The 20,293-nt window shown below is 68.3% G+C and carries 18 protein-coding genes; 9 read left to right on the forward strand and 9 right to left on the reverse strand.

Translation table 11 applies throughout. The features are described from left to right. Nucleotides 1-4: 4 nt before the first annotated feature. From IEY68_RS33135 to IEY68_RS33145, 3 genes are all read left to right on the forward strand, one after another. The gene (locus tag IEY68_RS33135; protein WP_082681371.1) at nt 5-1,147 is read left to right on the forward strand and encodes a glycosyltransferase family 4 protein; all 1,143 of its coding nucleotides are present in this window, start codon (nt 5-7) and stop codon (nt 1,145-1,147) included. A gap of 199 nt (nt 1,148-1,346) precedes the next feature. Further along, on the forward strand, nt 1,347-1,994 hold the full coding sequence (locus tag IEY68_RS33140) for a demethylmenaquinone methyltransferase (protein WP_058855033.1): 648 nt from the start codon (nt 1,347-1,349) through the stop codon (nt 1,992-1,994). Nucleotides 1,995-2,266: 272 nt separating this feature from the next. Then, a complete protein-coding gene (locus tag IEY68_RS33145; RefSeq protein ID WP_063000791.1) occupies nt 2,267-6,463 on the forward strand; it encodes a bifunctional nitrate reductase/sulfite reductase flavoprotein subunit alpha in 4,197 nt (1,398 codons plus the stop codon). 24 nt (nt 6,464-6,487) lie between these two features. Here IEY68_RS33145 and IEY68_RS33150 read toward each other — a convergent pair whose 3' ends face one another. After that, a complete protein-coding gene (locus IEY68_RS33150) occupies nt 6,488-7,522 on the reverse strand; it encodes an aldo/keto reductase (RefSeq protein WP_058855035.1) in 1,035 nt (344 codons plus the stop codon). A gap of 82 nt (nt 7,523-7,604) precedes the next feature. On the opposite strand from IEY68_RS33150, the gene IEY68_RS33155 reads away from it, so the two are divergent. Beyond that, nucleotides 7,605-8,219: a TetR/AcrR family transcriptional regulator gene (locus tag IEY68_RS33155; protein WP_058855036.1), complete on the forward strand. Its 615-nt coding sequence runs from the start codon at nt 7,605-7,607 to the stop codon at nt 8,217-8,219. A gap of 54 nt (nt 8,220-8,273) precedes the next feature. On the opposite strand, the gene IEY68_RS33160 is transcribed toward IEY68_RS33155, so the two are convergent. The 4 genes from IEY68_RS33160 to IEY68_RS33175 form a co-directional block, all read right to left on the reverse strand. Next, the gene (locus tag IEY68_RS33160) at nt 8,274-8,858 is read right to left on the reverse strand and encodes a TIGR03086 family metal-binding protein (RefSeq protein ID WP_058855037.1); all 585 of its coding nucleotides are present in this window, start codon (nt 8,856-8,858) and stop codon (nt 8,274-8,276) included. A gap of 245 nt (nt 8,859-9,103) precedes the next feature. Then, complete coding sequence (gene menD / locus IEY68_RS33165) at nt 9,104-10,735, reverse strand: 2-succinyl-5-enolpyruvyl-6-hydroxy-3-cyclohexene-1-carboxylic-acid synthase (protein WP_058855038.1); 1,632 nt, start codon at nt 10,733-10,735, stop codon at nt 9,104-9,106. Between the two features lie 214 nt (nt 10,736-10,949). Next, nucleotides 10,950-11,396 carry a DUF6918 family protein gene (locus IEY68_RS33170; RefSeq protein ID WP_058855039.1) on the reverse strand — a complete coding sequence of 149 codons (447 nt, stop codon included), beginning with the start codon at nt 11,394-11,396 and terminating at the stop codon, nt 10,950-10,952. A 274-nt stretch (nt 11,397-11,670) separates the two neighbouring features. Further along, nucleotides 11,671-12,327 carry a PaaI family thioesterase gene (locus IEY68_RS33175; protein WP_058855040.1) on the reverse strand — a complete coding sequence of 219 codons (657 nt, stop codon included), beginning with the start codon at nt 12,325-12,327 and terminating at the stop codon, nt 11,671-11,673. Between the two features lie 105 nt (nt 12,328-12,432). On the opposite strand from IEY68_RS33175, the gene IEY68_RS33180 reads away from it, so the two are divergent. The 3 genes from IEY68_RS33180 to menE all read left to right on the forward strand — a co-directional run bounded on the left by IEY68_RS33180 (nt 12,433) and on the right by menE (nt 15,248). Then, the gene (locus tag IEY68_RS33180) at nt 12,433-13,326 is read left to right on the forward strand and encodes a 1,4-dihydroxy-2-naphthoyl-CoA synthase (protein WP_058855041.1); all 894 of its coding nucleotides are present in this window, start codon (nt 12,433-12,435) and stop codon (nt 13,324-13,326) included. Between the two features lie 78 nt (nt 13,327-13,404). Then, nucleotides 13,405-13,788, forward strand: a complete 384-nt coding sequence (locus IEY68_RS33185) for a VOC family protein (RefSeq protein WP_058855042.1) — start codon at nt 13,405-13,407, stop codon at nt 13,786-13,788. A gap of 296 nt (nt 13,789-14,084) precedes the next feature. Continuing rightward, nucleotides 14,085-15,248 (forward strand): o-succinylbenzoate--CoA ligase, encoded by a 1,164-nt coding sequence (gene menE, locus IEY68_RS33190; protein WP_058855043.1) that lies wholly within the window; start codon nt 14,085-14,087, stop codon nt 15,246-15,248. A 43-nt stretch (nt 15,249-15,291) separates the two neighbouring features. Here the strand turns inward: menE and IEY68_RS33195 are convergent, their stop codons facing one another. Then, nucleotides 15,292-15,582, reverse strand: a complete 291-nt coding sequence (locus IEY68_RS33195; protein ID WP_058855044.1) for an Rv3202a family protein — start codon at nt 15,580-15,582, stop codon at nt 15,292-15,294. Nucleotides 15,583-15,981: 399 nt separating this feature from the next. Between IEY68_RS33195 and IEY68_RS33200 the strand changes: the two genes are divergently transcribed. After that, nucleotides 15,982-16,854: a 1,4-dihydroxy-2-naphthoate polyprenyltransferase gene (locus IEY68_RS33200; RefSeq protein ID WP_058855045.1), complete on the forward strand. Its 873-nt coding sequence runs from the start codon at nt 15,982-15,984 to the stop codon at nt 16,852-16,854. Between the two features lie 333 nt (nt 16,855-17,187). On the opposite strand, the gene IEY68_RS36610 is transcribed toward IEY68_RS33200, so the two are convergent. The 3 genes from IEY68_RS36610 to IEY68_RS33215 all read right to left on the reverse strand — a co-directional run bounded on the left by IEY68_RS36610 (nt 17,188) and on the right by IEY68_RS33215 (nt 19,110). Continuing rightward, nucleotides 17,188-17,427 (reverse strand): hypothetical protein, encoded by a 240-nt coding sequence (locus IEY68_RS36610; RefSeq protein ID WP_199804941.1) that lies wholly within the window; start codon nt 17,425-17,427, stop codon nt 17,188-17,190. 91 nt (nt 17,428-17,518) lie between these two features. Continuing rightward, nucleotides 17,519-18,307 (reverse strand): MerR family transcriptional regulator, encoded by a 789-nt coding sequence (locus IEY68_RS33210; RefSeq protein WP_058855046.1) that lies wholly within the window; start codon nt 18,305-18,307, stop codon nt 17,519-17,521. Beyond that, nucleotides 18,304-19,110, reverse strand: coding sequence for an alpha/beta fold hydrolase (locus IEY68_RS33215; RefSeq protein WP_229719189.1), 807 nt, complete (start codon nt 19,108-19,110; stop codon nt 18,304-18,306). Before IEY68_RS33215 ends, IEY68_RS33210 begins: the two co-directional genes overlap by 4 nt. Nucleotides 19,111-19,713: 603 nt before the next feature. Between IEY68_RS33215 and IEY68_RS33220 the strand changes: the two genes are divergently transcribed. Further along, complete coding sequence (locus IEY68_RS33220; RefSeq protein WP_058855047.1) at nt 19,714-20,283, forward strand: GNAT family N-acetyltransferase; 570 nt, start codon at nt 19,714-19,716, stop codon at nt 20,281-20,283. The last annotated feature ends 10 nt before the right edge of the window (nt 20,284-20,293 follow it).

Raw genomic sequence — 20,293 nt, forward strand, 5'->3', positions numbered from 1 at the left:
CCGGGTGCGCGTAGCCATCGTTGCGGAGTCATTTCTTCCGAATATGAACGGCGTCGTGAACTCGGTACTCCGAGTGCTGGATCATCTGGACCGGCACGGGCACGAAGCCCTGGTCATCGCGCCCGATACCCTCCGCGGGCAGCCGCCCGCGCCCCGGTCGCACGGCAGATTCCCGGTCCACCGGGTTCCGGCGGTGATGGTGCCGAAGATCAGTTCACTGCCGGTGGGGCTGCCGCAACCGGGCATGGTCGGCATCCTGGACGATTTCGATCCCGATGTGGTTCATCTGGCCTCACCGTTCCTGCTCGGTGCGGGCGGTCTGGCGGCCGCATTGCGGCTGGACCTGCCCGCGGTGGCGGTGTACCAGACCGATGTGGCGGGGTTCGCGAAGAGTTACGGACTGGGCCTGGCGGCCCGCGCCGCGTGGGGCTGGACCCGGCGGATCCACGAGGGCGCGGTCCGGACGCTGGCACCGTCCAGCGCGGCGGTCGAGGATCTGGCCCGGCACGGCATCCCGCGGGTACACAAATGGGGTCGAGGGGTCGATACGGCCCGGTTCACCCCGGGCGCGCGGAGCCGGGAGCTGCGCGAAGAGTGGCTCGGCGGCGGCGAGAGGCTGCTGGTGGGTTTCGTCGGCCGGCTGGCGCCGGAAAAACATGTGGAGCGGCTGGCGGTCCTGGCCCACGACCCGTCCGTGCGCCTGGTGATCGTCGGCGACGGGCCCGAGCGGCAGAAACTCGCCGGACTGCTGCCGGACGCGATCTTCACCGGCGAACTCGGCGGCGACGAACTCGCCCGCGCCTACGCGAGCCTGGACGTGATGGTTCATCCGGGTGAGCACGAGACGTTCTGCCAGGGAGTGCAGGAAGCGCTGGCCTCCGGCGTTCCGGTGATCGGCCCCGACGCCGGCGGTCCCCGTGATCTGATCGCGCATTGCCGTAACGGGTATCTGCTGCCGGTGAGCGATTTCACCGAACTGCTGCCCAGCACGGTCGCCGCGCTGCGTGATATTCCGCAGCGCGACCGGTTCGCCACGGCGGCCCGGAAATCGGTGCTGCATCGCACTTGGCCGGCCATCTGCACCGAACTCATGGGCCATTACGCCGAGGTGATCGGCACCGAATACCGGTTATCGCGTTCGGCCTGACAGTGCGCGCCTCACCGGCCGTGCGCGGCTGCGGACGGGCTTCGCCCGGCTGCGCCTATTAGGCGTACCTCCGCCTTCGCTCCGGCCGTGCGCGGGCTGCGGACGGGCTTCGCCCGGCTGCGCCTATTAGGGTCGGGATGTGGTGAAAACACAATCGGTCCGGGCCTCGCTGGACAAGCAACCGCACGAGGTCGCGTCGATGTTCGACGGGGTGGCGCGACGATACGACCTGACCAACACCGTGATCTCGGCCGGTCAGGACCGTTACTGGCGCTGGATGACCCGCAAGGCCATCGATCCGCGGCCCGGCGAGCGAGTGCTCGACCTCGCCGCGGGCACCGGGGTGTCCACCGTGGAACTGGGCCGGTCCGGCGCCTGGTGTGTGGCGACCGATTTCTCACAGGGCATGCTGGCCGCGGGCCGGTTCCGGCAGGTACCCATGGTCGCCGGGGACGCCATGGCGCTGCCCTTCGCCGACAATTCCTTCGACGCGGTGACCATCTCGTTCGGGCTGCGCAATGTCGCCGATACCGATCTCGCGCTGCGGGAGATGCTGCGAGTCACCAAACCCGGCGGCCGGCTGGTGATCTGTGAGTTCTCCACACCGGTCATCCCAGGGTTCGAAACCCTCTACATGGAGTACCTGATGAAGGCGCTCCCGCGGGTGGCCCGGGCCGTGAGCAGCAACCCGGATGCCTACGTCTACCTGGCCGAATCCATCCGCGCGTGGCCCGATCAGCGGCAACTGGGTCGCCGGGTGGCCGACGCGGGGTGGTCCGGGGCGAAATGGCGGAACCTCACCGGCGGCGTGGTCGCCCTGCATCGGGGATACAAACTCGGCGGCTGATCCGCCCGGACGCGGCCGGTTCATCTACCTCACAGCTGTGATTCTCGCCGGTGAAGTGGAATGTCATCCGGCGATAACATCGGGCAAACCCGAGGAAATCGGCCGCGGGCACGATCGGAGGCATGTCCGAGGCATACGGCACGAGCGAGTCACGCCCGGAGGCGGCAGCGAAGCGTAACCACGCTGGGCCCCCGCCCATGCCCGATGGACAGAGCACGAGCGAGTCACGCCCGGAGGCGGTAGCGGACCGTCACCACGCAGGGCCCTCGCATATGCCCGATCGACACCGCGACCGGCAGGCGGGCACGACCAGGACGGCGTGCTCCTACTGTGGCGTCGGCTGCGGAATCGAGGTCACCACCCAGGCGGATACCTCCGGTGCGCCGGTCATCGCCAAGGTCAGTGGGGACAAACTGCATCCGTCGAACTCCGGGCGGCTGTGCACCAAAGGCGCCACCCACCTGGAGCTGATGCGGGCACCGGGCCGGATGACCACCGCCTACCGGCGGCCCGAACGCGGAGTGGAGCCGCAACCGGTCGGTGTGGACGAGGCAGTGCGAGAGACCGCGACACGGCTGCGCCGGATCCTGGATGAGCACGGCCCCGACGCCATCGCGCTGTACGTATCCGGACAGATGTCACTCGAGGCCCAGTACCTGGCCACAAAACTCGCCAAGGGTCATCTGCGGACCATCCATATGGAAGCGAACTCCCGGCTGTGTATGGCCAGTGCCGGCACCGGCTACAAACAGTCGCTGGGAGCCGACGGGCCGCCGGGGTCCTATGACGATTTCGAGCATGCCGACCTGTTCTTCGTGATCGGCGCGAATATGGCCGACTGCCACCCCATCCTCTTCCTGCGCATGGCCGACCGGCTCAAGTCGGGCGCGAAACTGATCGTGGTGGATCCGCGGCGCACCGATACCGCCGCGCGCGCCGATCTGTTTCTGCAGATCGCGCCCGGTACGGATCTGGCCCTGCTCAACGGCCTGCTGCATCTCCTGGTCGAAGCCGGTGATATCGATGCCGACTTCATCGCCGAGCACACCGAGGGCTGGGACGCCATGCCCGAGTTCCTCGCCGACTACACACCGGAGAAAGTGGCCGCGCTGACCGGCCTGACCGAAGAATCCATTCGTACCGCCGCGCGCTGGATCGGGGAGGCCGGTGAATGGATGAGCCTGTGGACCATGGGGCTCAACCAGTCGACGCACGGAACCTGGAACACCAACGCGCTGTGCAACCTGCATCTGGCCACCGGCGCCCTCTGCCGTCCGGGCAGCGGGCCGTTCTCGCTGACCGGCCAGCCGAACGCCATGGGTGGCCGCGAAATGGGTTACATGGGTCCAGGTCTGCCCGGGCAGCGCAGTGTGCTGAATGCCACCGACCGTGCCTTCGTGGAGGATGCCTGGGAACTGCCGCCGGGGACGCTGCGCGCCGAGGCCGGGCCCGGCACCATCGAGATGTTCCGCGAACTAGCGGCCGGAGATATCAAGGCCGCGTGGATCATCTGCACCAATCCGGTGGCGACAGTCGCCAACCGGAAGACGGTGATCGCGGGCCTGGAAGCGGCCGAACTGGTGATAGCGCAGGACGCCTACACCGAAACCGCCACCAACACCTATGCCGATATCCTGCTGCCGGCCACGCTGTGGGCCGAGGCGGATTCGGTGATGGTGAACTCCGAACGCAATGTCACCCTGCTGAGCAGTTCGATCGACCCGGCGGGCGATGCCCGACCGGACTGGCAGCTGATCGCGCAGGTGGCGACCGCGATGGGCTTCCCCGGTTTCGAGTACACCTCGAGCGCGGAAGTATTCGACGAACTGCGTCGTTTCGCCAATCCCGCCACCGGTTACGACCTCAGCGGTATGACCTACGACCGGTTGCGCGAGGGTCCGATGCAGTGGCCGTGCCCCGACCCCGGACAGCGACGCAACCCGATCCGATACCTGAACGACGGTGTGAGCCGGCCGCTCTACACCGATGCCGACGGTAACGAGCCGCGGCTGGCCTTCCCGACGCCGAGCCGACGGGCCGTGTTCTGGCCGCGCCCGCATATGCTGCCCGACGAAATGCCCGACGACGACTACCCGTTCCTGCTCAATACGGGCCGGCTGCAACACCAGTGGCATTCGATGACCAAGACCGGACGTGTCGGCAAACTCAACAAACTCAACGGCGAACCGTTCGTGGAGGTCCATCCCGACGACGCCCGCGCCCTGGAGCTGGACCCGGGCGATCAACTGGAGATCACCTCGCGGCGCGGGCGCGCGGTACTGCCCGCCCGGATCACTGACCGGGTACGACCCGGTGGTTGCTTCGCGCCGTTCCACTGGAACGACGAACACGGCGAATACCTGACCGTCAACGCGGTGACCCACGACGCCGTCGATCCCGATTCCCTGCAACCGGAGTTCAAGGCGTGCGCGGTCGCCTTGCGCCGGGTCGCGCCGATGACCCGGGCGCACACCCCGGAAACACCCGCGAACGCGCCGGAATCCGCACCCGGCGTCCACCCCCTGGCCACAATTCTCGGCCTGGATACAGCGGCCACGCCGACGCTCAGCGAGACCGAACGGATCTACCTGGGCGGTTATCTCGCCGCACTCCAGTCACTACCGGTGTCCGGGCAACCGGTACTGCCGTCGTCCGCACCACTGTCGGAGCGCGGCCGGCTGTGGGTGGACGGTCTCCTGGCCGGCATGTATTCGCGTGGTGTGCCCGCCGATCCGGCGGCCGCCGGCGATCCCGCCCCAGCACCTCCCGCCCGGACCGTCTCGGTGCTGTGGGCATCGCAGACCGGCAATGCCGAGGATTTCGCCGCGACCGCCGCTCAGCGGCTCACCGAGTCCGGGCTCGCCCCGCGGCTGCTCGATATGGACTCCTGCGAACTCGACGTGCTCTCCGGCGATGTTCTGGTCGTCACCAGTACATTCGGTGACGGCGGACCACCGGACAACGGCGCGGATTTCTGGACCCGGCTCGATGACAGCGCGATGCGGCTGACCGGGATGCGGTACGCGGTGTTCGCACTCGGCGACTCCTCCTACGACGATTTCTGCGGGCACGGCCGCAAACTCGACACCCTGTTCGCCGACCGGGGCGCGACCCGGTTGCTACCTCGCCAGGACTGTGAACCCGATTTCGGCGAACCGGGCGCGCAGTGGCTGGATATGGTGATCGCCGCACTGTCCGGTGATACCGGTTCCGGCGCGGAGTCCGGCGGTGGCAGCCCACGGGAGAGCGTCGGATTCCCGTCCGGTACCGGCACCGCGACCGGCGTTCTGGAACGCACCGCACCCGCTCCGCTTCCGGTTCGCCGAATCGCGCCCACCGCATTCACCCGCACCGCACCGGTCACCGCACCGCTGGTCGGCAACGAGGTACTGACCGCGCCGGACGCCGAGAAGGAGGTCCGGCGGATCAGTTTCGGCCTGGACGGGCTGGACGCCAGGTACGAAGTGGGCGATTCCCTCGGGGTGTGGCCGACCAACTGCCCGTCGCTGGTCGGGGAATGGCTGGCGGCGACCGGCTTCGACGGCCGCCGCGGGGTCGCGGCCGGTGGTGCCGAGATGCCGTTGGAACAGGCGCTGCGCACCCACTACGACATCACCAAGGTCTCCCGCGATCTGCTGGAATTCGTGGCCGCGCACAACCCCAGCAACCGGCTCGCCAAACTGCTGCGCCGCGACAACCGCAACGAGCTGGCCTCGTATCTGTGGGATCGCCAGCTGGTGGATGTCCTGCGTGATTTCCCGGTGCGCGCCGACCTGGTGGAGTGGCTGGAGGCCCTGAAGAAATTGCAGCCGCGGCAGTATTCGATCTCGTCGAGTCCACTGGTGAGCCCGAGCCGGGTCGAACTCACCGTGGGGATCGTCCGCTACGGCGATCCGATCGCCGCGGGGTCGGCGGCCCGGCGCGGCGGTGTCTGCTCCACTTTCCTCGCCGACCGGTCCGCGGACGCTACGGTGCCGATATTCCTCCAGCGCGCACCGCATTTCCGACCACCACTGGATCCCGGCGCCCCCATGATCATGGTCGGACCCGGCACCGGTATCGCGCCGTTCCGCGGTTTCCTGCACGAACGTCGCGCGCGAGGTGCCACCGGCCGCAATTGGCTGTTCTTCGGCGACCAGCACGCGGCCCAGAACTTCTACTACCGGACCGAATTGGAGGATATGTTCCGGACCGGTCACCTCTCCCGGCTGGACCTGGCATTTTCCCGGGACCAGCGGGAACGGATCTACGTGCAGCACCGCATGATCGAACACGGTGCCGAGCTGTGGTCGTGGCTGCGCGACGGCGCCCACTTCTATGTCTGCGGCGATGCCGCGCGGATGGCCAAGGATGTGGACGACGCGCTGCTGCGTATCGCCCGCATCCACGGCAAACTCGACGAGGACGGGGCGCTGGCCTTCAAGAAGCAGCTCATCGCCGAGAAACGCTACGTCCGCGACGTGTACTGACTCCCCGCTCCGGATCCGCCGTCCTCAGGCGGCCGGCGGGTTGAGCCGCGCGAAATCGGGCAGGCGGTAGTAGGGGTAATAGGGGTAGGGCGGGGTGAGTGCGCTCGCCTTGTCGAGACGCGCGAGCTGGTCGGCGGTGAGCTCCCAGCCGATCGCCCCGAGGTTCTGCCGCAACTGTTCCTCGTTGCGCGCGCCGATGATCACCGTGCCGACAGTGGGCCGGGTGAGCAGCCAATTGAGCGCGATCTGCGGCACGGATCGGCCGGTTTCGGCGGCGATTTCGTCCAGTACATCGACCACGTCGTAGAGATGTTCCTGATCCACCGGCGGGCCCGCCTCGGCGGTCCGGTGCAGCCTGCTGCCTGCGGGCAGCGGCTGTCCGCGCCGGATCTTGCCGGTGAGCCGCCCCCAGCCGAGCGGACTCCAGACCACGGCGCCCACCCCCTCGGCCAGCCCCAACGGCATCAGCTCCCATTCGTAATCGCGGCCGACGAGTGAGTAGTAGACCTGATGGGCGATATAGCGGGTCAGACCGTGCCGATCCGCCGCGGCCAGCGATTTCATCAACTGCCAGCCGGCGAAATTGGAGGCCCCGATATAGCGGATCTTGCCCGCACGGACCAGATCGTCGAGCGCGTGCAGGACCTCCTCCACTGGGGTCCGCGCGTCGAACGCGTGTAGTTGGAACAGATCGATATGCTCCACGCCCAGCCGTGTGAGCGAAGCCTCCACCGCCGCGATGAGGCGGCTCCGGCCGGTTCCGGCGTCGTAGGGGCCCGGGCCGATGGGCAGACCGGCCTTCGTGGACAGCAGCAGCCGATCGCGGCGGCCGCGGATCGCGGCGCCGAGCACCTCCTCGGAGGCTCCGTCGGAATAGACATCAGCCGTATCGAACATGGTCACGCCCGCGTCGAGGCTGATGTCGACGAGCCTGCGCGCCTGGTCGGCATCGGTATCGCCCCAGGCCTCGAACAGTTCGCCGCGTCCACCGAAGGTGCCCGCGCCGAAGCTCAGCGCGGGCACGACCAGACCCGAGGTACCCAACCGCCGGTATTCCATTTCGACTCCTAAAGGGTCTATGGTTTCGTTAACAAACCCGAACATACACCTGCCGAACGATAAATGAAACCGGAGTTCCGTTATGACTGAAGAGGTGGCCACCCCCGGATCTGTTCGCCCCGGCGGCCGCACCGCCCGCGTACGGGCCGCGGTACTGGAGGTCGCCGGCGATCTGCTCGCCGAACACGGCTTCGCCGATCTCGACCTCGCCGATATCGCGGCCCGCGCCGATGTCGGCAAGACGACGGTCTATCGCCGCTGGCGCACCCCGACCGGGCTCATCGCCGACCTCCTGGTGGATATGGCCGACCAGTCACTGCCCCGCGCCGAGACCGGCACCCTGCTCGGCGATCTGACCGCCAATGCCCGGCTGGTCGCGAAAACACTCGCCGACCCTCGGCAGGGTCGCCTGTTCCGCGCCGTGATCGCCGCCGCGACCTGCGACGAGAGCACAGCTGCCGCGCTGCACCGGTTCTACGATGTACGGCTCGCCGAATGGTCGCCCTGTATCACCGACGCCGTCGCGCGGGGCGAGGTCCCGGCCGGAACCGACCCCCGCGCGGTACTCAGCGCCGTCTCCGGCCCGCTCTACTACCGGCTGCTGGCCAGCGGTGACCCCATCGACGAGCACGCCGCCCGTGTCGCGGCCGAAAGCGCGGCGAACGCGGCGGCGGCCGGAGTCTTCACCGTCCGGTGAGCACAGCCGTCCGGGCCCGCCATCGCTCGGACGAGCCCGCGGACGGGCGCCCCCTCACCGCGCCTTGGGAATCCAGAACGGATCGCGCCCCGTCAGTCCCAGGACCCGATGCAGCAGCGGAGCACCCGTCCCGACCGGCACCACCGGCCCGAAGAGCCCGGGCGTGCCCTCCGGCGGAGTGTCCTGCAAGAACTCCAGCAGTACTTCGAGATCGCTTTCGGCCACCTCGACGTCACAACCGGTGGCACGGGCCAGATCCCAGGCGTGGACGACCAATTCGTCCAGCGCGACGCGCGCCGTGATCGCCGCGGGCATGGTGACCCCGCCGGCCTCGGTATCGCCCTGCCACGCCGGGGACTCCTGCCATGCCTCGGCGAGGGCTTTCACCTGCGCCGGGATACGGGTCCGCCAGTCGGGCGCCAGGGTTGCGGCGGAATCGAATTCGGGTGCCGCGGACTTCCCGGCCGCCTCCTTGGTCGCCGCGGCACGGAACGCCTCCGCCAGTCCGCCGACATGTTCGAGAATCGCGCGGACCGAGAGATCGGCGGGAGTTCGGACGTCGAGCTGTTCGTCGCCGATCGCGGCGACGGTATCGGCGAGCGCGGCCGCTGCCGACGACAGGTCGAATTCGGGTTGCATCGGGGCTCCTCGGAGTCGGTGGATCCACCTGTACCGACGAACCCGGCCGATGAAATTCACCGGCCGCGGCGCAAAACATACCGAACCGCTACCGGCCGGGATCACACCCGACCGAGCTGTGATCGGACCCGGCGATACGGACGCGCACGGCCGCAGCGAACGCGGAGATACGCAAGGAGCGCACGGCCGCAGCGAACGCGGAGGTACGCAAGGAGCGCACGGCCGGAGCGAATGCGGAGGTACGCCTAGGCCCCGACATTCGTCCGGACCGCGGTGTGCAGATCCCGCAGCCCGGCCCGATCGGTGACGACTTCCAACACCCGGAACCCGTTCGCGGACCCGGTCAGTTCGGTCGCCAGTTCGTCCAGGCCCACTTGCCGGTGCGGAATCCGGTACGCGGCGCACAGTGCCGACAGATCCATACCGTGCGGGGTGCCGAAGACCCGCTCGAAAACACCCGCGTACTGGGGGTCGCCCTGTTCGAGGAGTTCGAAGATACCGCCCCCGTCGTCGTTGGCGACCACGATGGTCAGATCCTCGGGGCGGGGTTCACCGCGCCCGATCAGCAGACCGGACGCATCGTGCAGGAAGGTGAGATCGCCGATGAGCGCGACGGTCCGGCCCGGATGGTGCAGCGCCGCGCCGACCGCCGACGACACCGTGCCGTCGATACCCGCGACGCCTCGGTTGGACAGCACCCGCACGCCGGGCCGCGGCGCGGACACCAGTGCGGCATCACGTACCGGGTTCGACGCACCCAGTAGCAGCTGGTCGCCCTCGCCCAGGGTATCCAGCACCACCGCGGCCACATGCAAACCGGTGGGTTTCGGATGCCGGGACAGTTCCTCGCGCACCACCGAGCAGGCTCGCTGGTCGAGCTCACGGCAGCGGGCCAGCCATTCCGCGCTGGGCGCACCGGTCGTCACCGCACGGGTCCCGGTGCCCACCACATTGCCCGAGACATCCGGCCAGCGCGGGCCGGTGGTCAGCGCGTACACGGTGACCTCGGGGTCGGCCAGCACCCGGGAAACCTGCCGGTGCAGCGTGGGCCGGCCGGTGATGATGGCCTGGCGGGGTTTCAGCAGCGACAACGCCAGTGGATGCAGGGTCGGGCCGTGTACGGGCGCAGTGGGTTCGGCGACCGTCGGGAGCGCGGCCAGCTCGGTGCGCAGCCCGGCGCCGTGCCCGGAGATCACCACCGTATCGGGGGTGAGATCGATATCGAGCGCGACGTCGAGCGTGGCGTACTGCGTTGCCGTCCAGGGCTGCTCGGTGCCGCGTCCGGCGGGGATGGTCTCGCCCTCCCGGGAATCGGGCACCAGCGGTTCACGCAGCGGGATATCGAAGTGCACCGGACCGGCATTACCCGACCGGGTCCCGCGCGCGGCGGCCAGCACTCGGCACACCGATGAACGCCAGACACTGTTCTGCCGCGGATAATCGGCGGCCGACTCGGCTTCGGCGAGACCCAGACTGATGGTCGCGCGGACCTGACTGCCGAAAAGGCCGAGCTGCTCGACCGTCTGATTGGCGCCGGTTCCGAGCATCTCGTACGGGCGATTGGCGCTGAGCACGATCAGCGGTACCCGAGCGTAATTGGCCTCCAGTACCGCGGGCCCCAGGTTGGCCACTGCCGTACCCGAGGTCATCACCACCGGAACCGGGGTGCCCGAAGAGATGGCCAGGCCGATCGCCAGGAATCCGGCGGTCCGCTCGTCGATGCGCATATGCAGCCGGAGTCGGCCCGCGGCGTCGGCGGCCTGCAGGGCGAACGCGAGCGGAGCATTACGCGAGCCGGGACACAGTACGACTTCTCGAACCCCACCGCGTACGAGTTCGTCGACGATCACCCGCGCCTGCGCTGTTGACGGATTCACGCCTCCAGCCTGTCAGACCACGGCCGCTACGTCTGCGTCGGCCTGCTCACACCCATGAGTCGTCACGGAACTCCGTGGACAACGATCCCAGCGGCTCCACCCCCGGCGCGCCACTGGCCGGATTTCGAACACCCCCGTCTACTCCCCCCGTTGGGGACCTCGTCGTCGAGGCCCCCCACGTGCCGCGCGCATGCGCGGCCTGATCACACGTCGGTCAGCCGGCGTGCTTCTGTACCAGCTCGCCGAGCCGCGGCAGCGCCTCGATGACGTTCTTCTTCGCCGAGGAACGCATCGAGTTGTAGACCTTCTGCAGCGCCGGGCGGCTGGAGGAGGCGGCACGCGCGTCGGTGACAGTCAGCAGGGATTCGGCGACCTCGTCACCCTTGGAGCTCAGCAGCTCACCGAAGGAGCCGGTGCCACCGGCCTGGAATTCACCCCAGTAAGGCTGGAGCTGCTCGAGCAGCTTGGGCGCCAGCGATTCCAGGGCGTCGGGCACGATGGACGGGCTGATCTTCTTCACCGCCGCGTACCCACCCTTCACGGCAAGACCCGACGCACCACCCTTATCGGAGACCTCGGCGTCCAGGACCTGGACGGCGTCGGCGAGGAAGGCCGGGCGCGTTGTCTCGTCAAGCAGTGATTCAGACAGTGCTGCAACCAATTTAAGGATCCTCCGGATCAGTACTCGTATGGACGGGCAACGCAACTATACGCATCACCCGCAGGAGTACTTTCCGCCCCGCATGGGTAAGCAACAGACGGAGATGACACCTCCGCAACCATGGAAGTGTTACGCGTCCGGGCGATTCGGCGGGCCGGACCGCGCTGAGCAGCATCCCCGGCGGCATGACCGGGCAAAACCGTGCGATCCCCGGCCCGACGAAATCGGAAGTCCCGTCAAGGACGCCATGGCGGTATCCCGCCGGGGCGACCGATCACGGTTGCCAGGGCAGGAGTTGAACCATCAGCCCTTCACTATCGGCCAGCACGGCGCCTTCTTCATCGACGAGTTCGGCGCTGATGAAAGTTTTGCGGCCCTCGATGCGCTCGACCCGGCCGCGCACCGTCAACGGCGTATCCAGCGGAGTGACCTTGCGGTAGTTCACATGCAGGAAGGCGGTCCGGCTGATCGGGCGCCCGGCGTAGTGCACCGTCATTCCGAACAGGTCGTCGAACAGCAACGGCAGGACGCCGCCGTGCGCGGCGGAGTTGCCGCCGAGATGGAAGCGGCGGAACACGCCCTGCATCACGATGCCGTCGGGTCCGGCCGAGACCGTGCGCCAGGGCAGCAGGAGCAGGCTGCCGCGCCCGGGAAGTTCGACGGCCCGGCCCGCCGGTCCCTGCTGTTCCGGGGCGCGATAGGGCTCGAGCAGATCGATCAGCGCGTTCACCTGTTCGCGGGCCGCGCCGAACACCTCATCGGGGGCGTCGGCCGAGACAGCGAGGTCCTGGAGCGTACGCATGGCCTCGACGAATGCGCCGAATTCGGGCCCGACCCGGGCCGGGGTGACCTTCGGGAACCCGCCGTGCCGCTCGTACCGATCTTCGTCGACAGCGCTGTCGTCGATCGTCGGTTGGGTCTGCTCGCTCATAGAGGCACCGTAACTCTGGGTTATACGGCGTCCAAACATTTCGGCTCATATGTGGTGAACTCAACGGCCCGCCGGCGGCGCCGCCGAGCCTGATGTAATCACCCTATGACGTTCAATCCGACGCTGTGGCGCGAGGTGGCCGGGTTCGAGAACCTGACCGACATCACCTACCACCGCCACATCGAACAGGGCACCGTCCGAATCGCGTTCGACCGCCCGGAGGTACGCAACGCCTTCCGGCCGCATACCGTCGACGAACTCTTCGCCGTCCTCGACCACGCCCGGATGACCGCCGATGTCGGCGCCGTCCTGCTCACCGGCAACGGTCCCAGCCCCAAGGACGGCGGCTGGGCGTTCTGCTCGGGCGGCGACCAGCGCATCCGCGGCCGCAGCGGCTACCAGTACGCCAGCGGAGACACCGCCGACACGGTGGACAAGGCCCGCGCCGGGCGGCTCCACATCCTGGAGGTCCAGCGCCTCATCCGTTTTATGCCCAAAGTAGTGATCGCGCTGGTCAACGGCTGGGCCGCCGGTGGCGGCCATAGCCTCCACGTCGTCTGCGACCTCACCCTCGCCAGCCGTGAACACGCCCGTTTCAAACAAACCGACGCCGACGTGGGCAGCTTCGACGGCGGCTACGGCAGCGCCTACCTCGCCAAACTTGTGGGTCAGAAATTCGCCCGCGAGATCTTCTTCCTGGGCCGCACCTACACAGCCGAGGATATGCACGCTATGGGCGCGGTCAACGAAGTCGTCGACCACGCCGAGCTGGAGAATGTCGCCCTGGAATGGTCGGCGGCGATCAACGGGAAGTCCCCGCAGGCCCAGCGCATGCTCAAATACGCGTTCAACCTGGCCGACGACGGGTTGGTCGGACAGCAGTTGTTCGCGGGGGAAGCGACGCGGATGGCGTACATGACGGACGAAGCGGTCGAGGGACGGGACTCGTTCCTGGAGAAGCGGGCGCCCGATTGGACGCCCTACCCCTGGTACTTCTGAATTCTCGGCGTCGCGGGTCGAAGCCCCGGGGTGCAAATCGGACACACCATCGCCTCCACGCCCCTAGACTTTCCGACGATGGACATCCTCAGCAGCCGCCTCATCCTGCGCCCCCGGGACTACGCGACCACCCTCGCTTTCTACCGGGACTCCCTCGGCCTCGCGATCTATCGCGAATATCCGGGCGGAACGGTTTTCTTCGCCGGGCAGTCGCTGATCGAGGTGGCGGGCCACGGCGCGGCCGAGTCGGATCCGCGGGGGTTCGCGGGAGCGATCTGGTTGCAGGTGCGCGATGTCTCCGCGGTGGCGGTGGAGTTGACGCTCAACGGCGTGGCGATCGACCGGGCACCGGTGACCGAACCGTGGGGCCTGGTGGAAATGTGGCTGAAGGACCCGGACGGGGTGCCGATCGTACTGGTCGAGGTGCCGGAGGACCATCCGATCCGGCGGGACAACCGCTGAGCCGGTACGGGCGGAAGTTTTCTGCCGGGTTGCCAACCCCCGGTCCCCCGGGCGACGATACGATCGGATGGCCGCCCGATCACCGACGCCCGGTGCGACCGCTTTCGTACCGTCCGACGAGTGAATCGCAGTCCCATGCCTGGCCCAGCCCAATCCGATCAGCCGGCTCCGGCCCCCGGTTCCGGCAGTATCGACCCCTGCTGTCCGCTTTCCGGCGGACATGACACCATCGCTGCCGTGAGCGAGCGCAGCGAGCGAATCGCGGCCCTCCGGTGTGCCGGAGACAAGGCGCGGCCGTGACCAAAACCTTGCGTACTCTGCCCATCCCCACCGGCAGCGGAATCAATGATGTGCTGCCGCATCTGCGGCAGGTTCTCGATGGCAGCGGTTCGGCTGCCTGGCTGCCGGTTCCGGCCAGTGATCGGCGCGAAGCCCGTCGCCTCGGTGACGCGCTCGCACCCGGGGAACCGATCGGTGACGATATCGCGCTGGTGGTCACCACCTCCGGTACGACAGGGGTTCCGAAGGGCGCCCTGCTGACCGCGGCCGCACTGCGGGCCAGCGGTGATGCCACCCATGAACGCCTCGGTGGCCCGGGTAGCTGGCTGCTCGCCCTGCCCACCCATCACATCGCCGGATTGCAGGTGTTGCTGCGGTCGTTGCTGGCGGGTACCGAGCCGACCGTGGTGGATGTCTCCGGCGGCTTCCTGCCCGAGGCGCTGGCCGGGGCGATCGCGGGTATGCGCGGCGAACGCCGGTACACCTCGCTGGTCCCCACACAGTTGATCAAGGTCCTGGAAGCGCCCGCCGCGAGAGCCGCGCTGGCCGAGCTGGACGCGGTGCTGATCGGCGGCGCCGCGACCCCCGCCCCGGTCTACGAGCGGGCCCGGGACGCCGGGATCAATGTCGTGCGGACCTACGGAATGAGCGAGACCTGTGGCGGCTGCGTCTACGACGGTGTCCCGCTGACCGGGGCCCAGGTGCGGATCGAGAACGATCGCATCCTGCTCGGCGGCGATATGATCGCCGCCGGTTACCGCAATATGCCCGACCATCCGGCTTTCGCCGAGCCGGGCTGGTTCCGCACCGACGACGCGGGCGTCTTCCAGGACGGCGCGCTGCGCGTCCTCGGCCGGCTGGACGAGGCGATCAGCACCGGCGGCCTGCTGGTGATCCCGCAGGTCGTGGAGGCGGTACTGGCGTCACATCCCGCCGTCTCCGAATGTGTGGTGCTCGGGTTACCCGACGAGCGGCTGGGCCAGCGGGTCGCGGTCGCGGTGGTACCCGCTGTGGGCACCGCGCCCACCCTGGACGAACTACGCGAACACATCCTGGCCGAACTGGACGCCGTGGCGGTACCGCGCGAACTCACCCTCGTCGACGAGATCCCGCTGCTCGGCCCGGGAAAACCCGATCGCGGCGCATTGCGCAGACAACTGCTGGCCGAGTCCGCGTCCTGACCGAGCGGTCCGCGGCAGGTCCCGCCGCAGACCGCTCGCCGGATCAGGGTTCGTCGTTGTCGTCGTAGTCGCCGTCGTAGTCGTCGCCCAGAGGGACCGGGATGGCCTGTTCGACGATATCGGCCGGATTCGCGGTCCACTCGTCCCGGCCGGCGCCGACCAGGGCGGGTCCATCGGGTACCGGCATATCGTCGGGCACCGAACGGGGATCGATATCGGTGTAGGGGGCATCGTCGGGGTAGGCCGGTGCGGCCTGTTCGGCACGATCGGCTTCGGGCACCGCGTCGTAGGTGCCGGGCTCGATCGGACGGTTCGGCTTGTCACGCTGGGCCATGGCGGGCTCCTCTCCTCCGTATAGGCCTCGACGGGCGACTACCCACCGAGAGGAAGATCAGTCCAACGTTGTCGAGGATGCCCCCGGTAACCCGATCGGGCAAGTAGCGTTTCCGCGGCGCACCGCCACCGCTACCTCACGATCCCGGCCGGGCAGCGTGACACCGGCCCGACCCGCTCGGCGTACCCCCGCGTTCGCTCCGACCGTGTTCGAGCGGCCGGCGGCTTCGCCCGAGCGCGCCCCTGGGGCATACCTTCACCCCGCTCTGCCGCCGACGCCCTCTATCCGGACAAACAGGTGCCGACCGCCGCGGTCCTCACCAGGCGCACCTCAGCCTTGCCCCTGCTGTGCGCGGTCTGTGGATGGGCCCAGCCCGGTCGCGCCCATTAGGCTGCGGAGATGGCTACCGCAGCACAATGGATCGAGGGCGCCCGGCCCCGAACTCTGCCGAACGCGATCGCCCCAGTCGTGGCCGGTACCGGCGCCGCGGCCGCCATCGACGGCGCGGTGTGGTGGAAAGCGTTACTCGCCCTCGGTGTTTCTATGGCGCTGATCATCGGCGTCAACTACGCCAACGACTATTCCGACGGTATCCGCGGCACCGACGACGAACGCGTCGGCCCGCTTCGGCTCGTCGGCTCCGGACTGGCCTCCCCCGCCGCGGTCCGGGGCGCGGCGGTCGCGAGCCTCGCGGTCGGCGCGGTACTGGGTCTGCTGCTCGCGCTGTGGTCGGCCCCATGGCTGCTGCTGGTCGGCGCGATATGCCTGGCCGGCGCCTGGTTCTACACCGGTGGTAGCAAACCCTACGGCTACAGCGGTTTCGGCGAGATCGCCGTTTTCGTCTTCTTCGGCCTGGTGGCGGTACTGGGGACGCAATATGTCCAAGCGCTCCGGATCGATTGGGCCGGAGGCGCGCTGGCGGTCGGGGTCGGGGCGTTCTCCAGCGCGGTACTGGTGGCCAACAACCTGCGCGATATCCCGACCGACACCGAAACCGGTAAAACGACGCTGGCGGTGAAACTGGGCGATACCCGCACCCGCACCGTACATCTGGTGCTGCTGCTGATCCCGTTCCTGATGACCCTGGTACTGGTGGCCCGCACCCCCTGGGCCCTGGCCGGCCTGCTGGCCGTCCCCCTGGCCGTCCGCGCGAATGCTCCCGTCCGGGCGAACCGGGGTGGACTGGAGTTGATACCCGCCCTGCGCGATTCTGGTCTCGCCTTGCTCGCCTGGTCCGTCCTTTCGGCCGCAGCCCTCTGGCTCGGCGCCTGATCCGCTGCTCTCGCCCCCGCCCCGAGGGGGAGATACTGAACTTCGCAGGCCCCGCGGCCGCGACCGCTGTCTTCCGCGCGCCTACGGGGACGGCGCTTCGCAGTCGGCGAGTGCGCTGCTTCCGACCGCCGATAAGTGACCCTCACCGGCGTTTCGTCGGGCGTGCAGCATTTCGGGGTGCCAAATGACTCTTGTACGCGCGGCTGTGAACTCGTCGAGGCGTTCACGGCGGACCGCGAGCACGCGCACGTCGGCGATGCGCGCCAGCGGCTCCCCGCGCGGTGGAACTCGGCGTTGTCGCGGCACCGGATCATCCGCGATGGCCTCGAACCGTCAGTCGTCCGGTTCGTCGGCGAGCACGACCACACCGCTCGGCGCCTCCAGCAGCGGCACGGTCCGGGCGGCAGCGTCGGCGATATGGATCCGCGGGTGGCCTGGCAGCGAATCGGGGTAGTAGGTGCCCGGCCCGTAACGCCCCACGCACAGCGAAGCACACCTGACCGTTGCCTGGATCACGCTCATGACCCGGCGGCTGACCAGGAAGAAGCCGCTGACATAGACCCGAAGGCCCACGGCTGCGCCGTGAGCCGCCAGAGTGCCCCTGGCTCAGGAGGTCGGGGTGGGCCCGACCTGCGGTGGAAAGCGGGGGGTGCGATTTCAGGGCTCAGTCAATGGGCATCTGGTCCGCGATGTCGATGCCGGACGAGCGCAGACGCGCTTCGATCAACGCGGTCAGTCGGGTCCAGACTGGCTTCTGCTCTTGTCCGTGGTGAGTGAGCAGGCTGTACCGGATCGCACTGTCGGTGCGGGCCTGGAGTCCGGCCGGGATGGGCAGCAGTGCGGGATGGGCGAGGAAGTGGTCGGCGATGGCCGTGGCGAGTTCGTCGGCCCGGGGGTCGTCCGGCTCCCACTCGGCGGCACGCCACATGCGCTTGATCAACGACATGTACTGAGGATCGTCGAGGGCGCGCTCGATCCGGCAGATGTAGTCGTCGAAGCCCTCCGGCACCAGGGCTTTGATCAGCACCAGGCCCTCCCGGGCCATCGTCACGTCGTCCGGGGTGAAGCCGAGATCGGGGGCCCTGTCCAGGAGGGCGAGAGCGCGATCGGGCAGCAGGGCCCGGTCGCCGGTGGCGAGCCGGCGCAGCGTCCCACGCCGCGCGATCAGATCGTCGATCCGGTCGGTGAGGCGCCGTTCGACGTCGACAAGTGTGGCGGCGAACCGGTCGGGATCGGCGTCGAGTATCGCCCCGATCTCGGCCAGCGGTACGCCGGCGGCGGCCAGCGTCCGGATCTGGATCAGCCGCAGCAGGTCGGCCGATCCGTAGCGTCGGTAGCCGGAGCTGTCGCGCCGGGGTTCGTCGATCAGCCTGTGCTGGTGGTAGTGCCGAATGGTTTTCACCGTGACGTCGGCGAATGCCGCCGCCTGGCCGATCGTGACGCCGTCCGTCATCTGCTCTGCCGACCTCGTGATCGCGGGGTGCCGGCGAGCTCGCGAACCGCGCCCGCCACGGCGCGGAAGTCCTTGCTCAGGATCTTGCTGTGGTTGCTGGCGACCTTCGCGCTCAGCTTGATGTTGGGGTTGCCGGCGAGTACTGGGGTGAGGGTGGCGCGCGCGCTTTCCATTTCATCATGGCTGCCTCCGAGGTTGGCGCCCGTGGCGACGACGTATCGGACCGGGCAGGTCAGACTGTCCAGGATCGGGTCGAGGGCGGCGCAGATCTCGATGAGCTCGATGTTGCTCTGGGCATGCTGCTCGGCGGACATCTTCGCGGCCATGCCCAGCCTGGAGAGCACTGGCAGCAGCCAGCGCATCCGGCGCCAAAACCGCCGGACCTGTTCCGGGGGAGCGTCGGGGTAGTCGTACGGGAAGGCGCCGTCCACGGACACCACCCCCAGGACGCGGTCCGAATTCCGGCTGGCCCAGTGCGGCGCGACCGTCGCGCCGTAGGACCAGCCGACCACAATCGGCCGGTCCACGCCCCTGGCCGCAAGGACGGCGTCGACGTCACGGACGTGCGTCTCGAACGAGGCGGCTGCGGCCGAACGCTTCGATCGGCCGCGGGCCCGCATGTCATAGGTGATGTGCCGGTACTCGCTGCCGAGATCGGCGATGACGTGCCGCCAGTACGCCTGATTGGCGAACTGGCCATTGAGGTAGATCACGCAAGGGCCGATCCCACCGGTGTCGGTCACGGCCAGTGCAGTGTCGTCGACCGGCACCATGCCGGTCCAGGTGGAGTTGAGGTTGGTCACCCGTTCAGCGTGCACCCTGACCTTGGGTCAAGGTCAACCCACGTCGCGAGTATGCACGGCCGCGATGACCTATCGGCGCTATTCGCCCGCACGCCCGCACCCACCTGTTCCGCGACACCGGGCATGTGCGACAGATCGAACGTGCCGACGAGTTCGCGGCGCTGGCGATCGAGTTCTGGACAGGTCTCTCAACGGCATAGCGAACCGATCGAGGCCGGTATCCGCTGGGGCACACTGCTGTGCAGGCCAGGACGGAACCGGTGTATACGTTGCGAAACGCCTGCCGCCCAGAAACCGGCCGCGGCGGCACCGGAGGCACTGGTGGCACCAGCGGCGCTGGCGGCGGCACCGGCGTCGAGGGCGAATCCAGCCCGGTCGGCGGCTGCGTCATCCTCACCTTCTCCTGAGAGAGCAGGGGAGACGGCAGCCCACCATCGCGTGACGCCCCTGCCCGCCGTGACAGCGGTACGGTCCCCTCGCCCTTCGCAAACCACCGTCTGTGAACGGCCGGAGGGGTATGCACCGGACACTTCGACCACAAACTACCGGTCCCGCAGGGCAGAGGAAGGCTCACCCTCGCGGACCGTCTCGTAGCTTTCGTCCATGTCCGAGTTACCTTTTCCCGATCCTGAACTCACCGACGGAGTAGTGACCCTGCGCGCCTGGCGTCCGAGCGACCACGCGCAGAGATTTGCCGGCTTCTCCGACCCCCTGTGCCAGCGGTTCTCCTGGGGATCAAACGAGCCTTTCACCGAACAACACCAGCTGAGCTGGGCAGGAGGAGAAGAAGAAGTAGCTCGAATGCGCGGCGCGGCGATCGGGTTCGCGATCGTCGACGCGAGCGACCTCGGCCGGGTGTGGGGTGGGGCATCGATCTACGACATCGCTGTCGCTGAAGGGCGGGCCGCGGTCGGATACTGGCTCGCCGGCCGCGCGCGCGGCCGTGGCAGTGCCACGCGAACCGTGCGGCTTTTGGCCCGCTGGGCTTTCGACGACCTCGCCGTCGCGCGACTGGAACTGACCTGCGGCCCGGACAACCTGGCCTCTCAAAAGGTCGCTGAACGAAGTGGTTTTACGCGCGAAGGGCTCTTGAGATCCCATCTCCCGTTCAAGGGAGGTCGCCGCGACTCAGTGCTCTTCAGCCTCTTACCTACTGACCCGGCGAGTCGGTGAATCCCTCACC

Origin of the sequence: Nocardia jinanensis (assembly GCF_014645735.1) — a bacterium.
Lineage (GTDB): Bacteria > Actinomycetota > Actinomycetes > Mycobacteriales > Mycobacteriaceae > Nocardia > Nocardia jinanensis.

What these genes read in the sequence shown, in the direction of transcription:
- IEY68_RS33140 (WP_058855033.1), top strand. Translation starts at nt 1,347, where the DNA reads ATGTTCGACGGGGTGGCGCGACGATACGACCTGACCAACACCGTGATC.
- IEY68_RS33145 (WP_063000791.1), top strand. Translation starts at nt 2,267, where the DNA reads ATGCCCGATCGACACCGCGACCGGCAGGCGGGCACGACCAGGACGGCG.
- IEY68_RS33150 (WP_058855035.1), bottom strand. Translation starts at nt 7,522, where the DNA reads ATGGAATACCGGCGGTTGGGTACCTCGGGTCTGGTCGTGCCCGCGCTG.
- IEY68_RS33155 (WP_058855036.1), top strand. Translation starts at nt 7,605, where the DNA reads ATGACTGAAGAGGTGGCCACCCCCGGATCTGTTCGCCCCGGCGGCCGC.
- IEY68_RS33160 (WP_058855037.1), bottom strand. Translation starts at nt 8,858, where the DNA reads ATGCAACCCGAATTCGACCTGTCGTCGGCAGCGGCCGCGCTCGCCGAT.
- IEY68_RS33175 (WP_058855040.1), bottom strand. Translation starts at nt 12,327, where the DNA reads ATGAGCGAGCAGACCCAACCGACGATCGACGACAGCGCTGTCGACGAA.
- IEY68_RS33180 (WP_058855041.1), top strand. Translation starts at nt 12,433, where the DNA reads ATGACGTTCAATCCGACGCTGTGGCGCGAGGTGGCCGGGTTCGAGAAC.
- IEY68_RS33185 (WP_058855042.1), top strand. Translation starts at nt 13,405, where the DNA reads ATGGACATCCTCAGCAGCCGCCTCATCCTGCGCCCCCGGGACTACGCG.
- IEY68_RS33195 (WP_058855044.1), bottom strand. Translation starts at nt 15,582, where the DNA reads ATGGCCCAGCGTGACAAGCCGAACCGTCCGATCGAGCCCGGCACCTAC.
- IEY68_RS33200 (WP_058855045.1), top strand. Translation starts at nt 15,982, where the DNA reads ATGGCTACCGCAGCACAATGGATCGAGGGCGCCCGGCCCCGAACTCTG.
- IEY68_RS33210 (WP_058855046.1), bottom strand. Translation starts at nt 18,307, where the DNA reads ATGACGGACGGCGTCACGATCGGCCAGGCGGCGGCATTCGCCGACGTC.
- IEY68_RS33220 (WP_058855047.1), top strand. Translation starts at nt 19,714, where the DNA reads ATGTCCGAGTTACCTTTTCCCGATCCTGAACTCACCGACGGAGTAGTG.